We start from the raw sequence: 5356 nt of genomic DNA, 5'->3' as shown, positions 1-5356 counted from the left end.
TGGTGCCGGGGCTGACCACGGCGAGGGTGACTGTTTCGATGAAGCCGCCAGTGCCCATGGGGCCATACACGCTACAGGCCTCAGCGCGCAAATCGTCCCAGTTGTAAGTTTCAACCCGTACCCCCCAGGCGCTGCGGCTGAATGGCCGGCGTCCGTCATGAAAGAAGCGGTAGACGTAGACTTTGCGGCGCAGGCGGTTGAAGCGAATGGGTTGGTCGCGAGGGGCTTCTACGTCCATTCTCCACATATATACGCCGCCCCACAAACTAGTAATAAATGGGAGTAGCAAGCTTAAAGCGAGTAGGGGGGGTGGTGCGTTGCCCGTGTCGACGATGTAGTTAGACATGAAAATTGGAGGTGCTATAGATGAGAAAAGAAAACAAATGGCTAGCCAGATGCCGATACCGCGGGATCTAACAGTGGCGCGGGGCAAGTCTAGATACAATTCATCAATATGGTTGGGGGCGTTGAGCAAAATGTGAGGATGTAGCTTTACTGTCTGTGCTTGATTGGGGCCGGGAAGGTCGTACTTCCATCCGGGCGCTGGCTTGTTGAGTAAAGGCTGGATGATGCCCATGAAATTGGCTCCTGGAACAATAGTAGAAGCAGTTGGCCCTGTAACGACAGGACGTCGAAGGTTTCTGGTTATTGTCTGATACTTACCGCGACGACGTTAACGTAAGCGTTGCATATGCGTCAGGAACATAGCGGTCCGGCCAATAGGTCAATGATAGCGTGGACGCTTCAATTTTTTTAAATTGGCGACCAGGCGGCAGTATTAACACTCCCGTAATATCCAAGATTTGCATTGTACTGTTATTGTTTAGCTTAATTGTACGAATGCTGGGATTCGGCGTTTCGCTGTCTGCTGCATAGTCAATCGTTTTCGGCGGTTTCGACGTGCCCGGCGCTGCATTGAGTTCGCTAGTTGGGGAGTTCAAGCTGCCTTTGACGGCTATTTCGGCTGTCTGCCGTTTAGACGGTCCGTCGCCTTCACGATGAAGATGGATCGTCCAATGATATGCAGAGCGATCTGATTGGAAATAGGGCAGTGACAGACGATATTGCAAACGCTGCTCATATCTGGCCGTCGCAGGCCCTCCCGCGAATAGAACCTGTGTGGACAAAATTGAACGAAATTCCATTCCGGCGTTGATGCCCAATGTTGCAGCATTAAGTTCTGCGATGGCTATATGGGCATGCTGGGGCGTGTTCCAATGGGTTTTTGGTGTTTCATTCGCCCGGCCGAAGAAACATCTTTTGGCCCAAATCTCGAGGGGGGAGGACTCTCTTCCTTCAGCGAGTTTATATAGTCCGTACCCGATTAGTCCTAGCGCTACAGCTATTCCAATAGGACCCAACAATGCATTGGCTCCCATAACGGCAGCATATATACCCAAACTCACCCCAATGCCAGATGATGTCATAGATATGACGTAAAGGTTCGCTGCGCCGATGTCACCGCTTTTTAAACTACGTTTGGCTGCCATACCGGCCTGGGTCGCGTCGAATAGGCCTGCCACCGCCCCAACGACGGCCCCCGTTCTCACAAGAACTCTGCCTGTGTTGACTGTAGCGGCAGCAGTAGCGGTTGCCCGCGCAGTCAACGCACCCGCCTGCTGAATCTTCACCGCCCCTACTTCCAGCGCCTTGCCTACGATCTCCACACTGCCGCCCAGCACCCCCAGGGTGCTGCCAAGCAAAGCCATTCTGGCTTCAAGCGATTTGTCGCCGATTGTCTGCTCAACGGCTTCAAGGTTTTTTTTCATGGAGTCGGCAAGCAGGTACATCCCTCCCAAAGCAAGCAGCAGCTCGCCACTGCCTGCGATGCCGCGCAACCCGGTAAAACCTGTGCGTACCCAGTTGGCCGCTTGCTGTGTGGAGACCTTGATCCCGTCCAGCAACGCGCGGGCCTTCGGGTCCAGGCTGCCGACGGCTACGACGATGCCTTCCAGGAGGTCCTGTGCGCCTTTGCCCGCGCGGTTGATGGCATGATTTGCTTCGCTCATCAGTTCACGCTGAAGTTTTTCCACTTCGCCTTCCACCCAGACACTGACGGTGATCATCTGGTCGGCCAGCTTGGGGTCCAGCACCGCCAGGCTCAGCAGTCCACCCTGGATCATCGGGATCACATTCCTGCGCACTTTGCGTTCGTCGTGATTCACCTTGCCCAGGCTCTCCTTGATTCCTTCGGTGCTCTGGTTGAAGGCCTCGACAGCCTTGCGTTGCAGTTCACGCAGGTGTTCACACTGCAGGGCGTAGTACTCGCTGAGCTTCATCTGCACCTTGAGCTCGGTCAGGTGAATGCCGTTATGCAGCAGTTGAATGGCGCTGTTGAGCCGGGACACAGCTCGCTCGACACCTGGCCCGAGCGCAGGCTGCAGGCGTGCGCTGGCGGCATTGAGGGCGCCCAGCAGTTGGGCCATGGCGTCTTGCACAGACGTGCGCAGCAACTGCATCGACTCGTCGCTGGCCAGTATCTTGCTCAGTGCAGCGTAGAGTTTTTCGCTGTCGTTCCAGTCGGTATCGGTGCTGGCCTTGAAACTCGGCAGCAGCTCGGCCAGCAGTTGCCTGTCACGCCGCAGCAGCGCGCGGTAGATGGGGCTCTGCGGGTTGCGCAGCCAGGTGTCCCAGAGCATCGCCGTAGGCCCCGAGTCGGCGTCAGCACTGTCTGTTACCGGGGCCTCGCTGATCCCGCCACTCAGGCACAGCGCCATGGTCTGACTGTAGGCCTGGCCCGAGGCAAAATCGGCACCGTCGTAATCGTGCTGTTCGCAGCATAAAAAGGCCGGCGTGCGGCAGGCCCCGGCGTAGGCTCGGCCGGCACCGTCGATGATGCGCTGGAAGCTTGCCAACTGCTGGTCATAGCGCTGCTGGAACTCAGCGCGTTGCTGCTCGTTGTAACGCTCTTCCAATCGTCTGGTGTGCTCGAGGGCGCGCTCGTTGACCAGCCTTTCGCGCACCCGTTGCGGATCGGCAAACACCGGTGGGCCATCGCCGGTGAGCGGGTCGGGGGTGGCTGGCGTTTGCTGCTCTGCCCAGTCGCGATGCATGGCGCGGATCGCCAGCAGCAGTTGCGAGGTCTGCTGTTGATAGGCCCGGTCCGGGGTGTTCATCCACTGTTGACGGTGTCCAATCCAGCCGTTGCGAATCCTGTTGAGTTCCTGCACCAGGCCGATGCTGTCGTCCAGTTCCAGGGCCAGCACGCCGTGTGGCAGATCATGATGGGCGATGGCGTTGCGCAGGTAGCCTCGCAACGCGGTCAGGCGCCCGGCTCGAGAGTAAAAACCATGCACGCTATCAAAGCTTGGACTGGGCTGCTGTCGGTACTCGTAGACTTTGTTGTCCACCTGCAGGTTTTCGGCCGTCATGGCCCAGCCGACGCTGGCCGGATCGTTGCGTGCTGTGCCCAGGTCAAGCGCTAGAAAACGCTCGGGAAAACGCCCGCTCTTGTAGGCGGCGAGGACGCTGGCGGGCCACGGATCGCTGGCAAAGGCCAGCCACGCCATGGTGTATTTTTGCGTGTCGATGTTCAGCAACGCCGCTGGGCAGTCATGCCCGGCCGCGATGCAGCTATCGGCCAACGGTGTCTCGTTGGTGGCCGCAGGCTGGTAGGGGTTGAACTGACGCAGGTAACCGTCGGGCGTGACCTGATAGGCCTGCCAGACCTGGCGGTCGAGCAGCACGTATAGGTAACCTGCCCGCAGGGTGCGCCAACCCATGCGGGTATTGTCGTCAGGCAGGGGGTATTCATGGGCCAGGCGCGGCACCACGGCCTTGCGCAGCGGCAGAATGGGCAGGCCCTGACGCTGGCAGACCGTGCATTGGTCGTTGTTGACCAGGCATTCGGTGGTGGCGATGGCGAGTTGCGAAGTCAGGCTCAAGGGTATGCTCCTGCATGGCTCAGGTCGGTGACAATCCGTTGCCAGCTGTTGTCGTTGCAAGGGGCGAGCAGGGTACTGAGCGATGCTGTTCCTCGAGCCGCCTGGTCGATCAGTGCTCGGACGCGGGCGTGCTCATATAGCCGCAGATCCAGCAACAGGCAGTGCATGGCCAGGGTGATGATGTCGTGATGGTTTTTCAGGCCCAACTGACGGGCCTGGTGTATCTGGTAATGGGCCTTGGCAGCGGCATGGGGCGGCAGTGTCGTTGCACCGGTCCAGCGCGCCGGCGCGAACGTCAGCGGCAGGCTGAGGGCGCGTCGCCAGGTGGCAAGTACGGTTGACACCAGCACCACCTCCTGCTGCACCTCGCCAGCAAGTGGAGGAGGTACGACATTCGCGTGCGGATGGCTACTGATGACGCTGCTGGCACCGCTGGACATGGGAAACAGCCAGTGCTGAATCGGCCACCAGAACCCCTGTTCCGCCTGCTTCAACGTGCCGGCCAGCAATTCCAGGCGCAGCGGTTCATACACCGGAAAGAACTGTGTGCCCTGTGCCATGGGCAGATGCCCGAGCGCGATCAGGTGCGCACTGAATGCAGCGGTGGTGACGCTGCTGCTGAGCCAGCCGCAGACGTAGCGTCGGGAGCGCGTGGCGTCCTCGTTTACACGCTGTGCCGAGAGCGACAGCAGACGCTCCGAAGGCCGGGCGCCGGGGCTGGCCAGGGTCACCAGCACCGGGCAGGCGTGCGGCGTGTGCTCAAGGTCCGGACGCCACACGCGGGTGAGGGCATCGTCGCCCAGTGTCTGGCGCAGCGCCTCGATATGCAGGGGATCGTCCGAGGCACAGTCAGCCAACGGGTCGAGCAGCAGGTACAGCGTTGCTTCGGGCGTGTAGATCTCATCAACGAACTTCTGCACAAGCGCCGGCGTCATCGGTTTTTCTCCACACAGGCTTGCCCTGCCTCGGGCGAGAGCTGCAGGGAAAAGGGCTGTGCGCTGCCCGGCGCGGTCATTTGCACCGGCCCCTGTAGGGTAATGGCCAGGCCATTGAGGTGAATGCCCTGGGCATCGATCGTCAGGCTGCCGCCAGGGGCCTGAATGACCAGGCGCTCGCTGGCTTGCAGCTGGTAGGTTGTGGTGGTGCGCTGCATGCCCTGGCCGGCGCTCAGGTGATGCTGGCCGTGGGTGAGGTGCTCGCTGTGGCCGCCGACTTCGGTGCGATGGTTGGCAGTGGTGGCGTCAAAACGGTCATTGCCGACGCGCTCCCAGCGGTCATTGCCGATGCTGATCTCATGGTTCTGGCCAATGTTCAGCGAGCGGTTCAGGCCTATGTCCTGGGACTGGTTGTGACCGATGGAGAGGGTTTCATCGTTGCCCACCGTCTCACTGCGATCATTGCCAACAAACACCCCATTGTTGTGCTTGATATGAACGTTCTTGTCCTTCTCGGCATGGATGAACACCTCTTCC

General features: G+C 59.7%; 3 protein-coding genes and 1 pseudogene. All 4 read right to left on the bottom strand.

Annotation, left to right across the window (positions count from 1 at the left end; translation table 11 throughout):
• On the bottom strand, window positions 1–577 hold a 577-nt coding region (locus tag UB48_RS28085), incomplete at its 3' end, for a DUF6708 domain-containing protein (protein WP_177329196.1).
• An 82-nt stretch (window positions 578–659) separates the two neighbouring features.
• Complete coding sequence (locus UB48_RS26810; protein ID WP_045202396.1) at window positions 660–3884, bottom strand: T6SS effector BTH_I2691 family protein; 3225 nt, start codon at window positions 3882–3884, stop codon at window positions 660–662.
• Window positions 3881–4819 carry a hypothetical protein gene (locus UB48_RS26805; protein ID WP_045202394.1) on the bottom strand — a complete coding sequence of 313 codons (939 nt, stop codon included), beginning with the start codon at window positions 4817–4819 and terminating at the stop codon, window positions 3881–3883. Before UB48_RS26805 ends, UB48_RS26810 begins: the two co-directional genes overlap by 4 nt.
• Window positions 4816–5356: pseudogene (locus tag UB48_RS26800) on the bottom strand (type VI secretion system tip protein VgrG); the annotation flags it as partial. The pseudogene UB48_RS26800 and the gene UB48_RS26805, both read right to left, overlap by 4 nt.

The sequence above is a fragment of the Pseudomonas sp. 2(2015) genome, from assembly GCF_000955865.1.
GTDB lineage: Bacteria > Pseudomonadota > Gammaproteobacteria > Pseudomonadales > Pseudomonadaceae > Aquipseudomonas.
The sequence above is the reverse complement of the archived record's forward strand: the minus strand, read 5'-3'. Positions and strand labels throughout refer to the sequence as shown.

Bases quoted from the DNA above. Each gene is read 5' to 3' on its own strand.
- UB48_RS26805 (WP_045202394.1), bottom strand. From the start codon at position 4,819: ATGACGCCGGCGCTTGTGCAGAAGTTCGTTGATGAGATCTACACGCCC.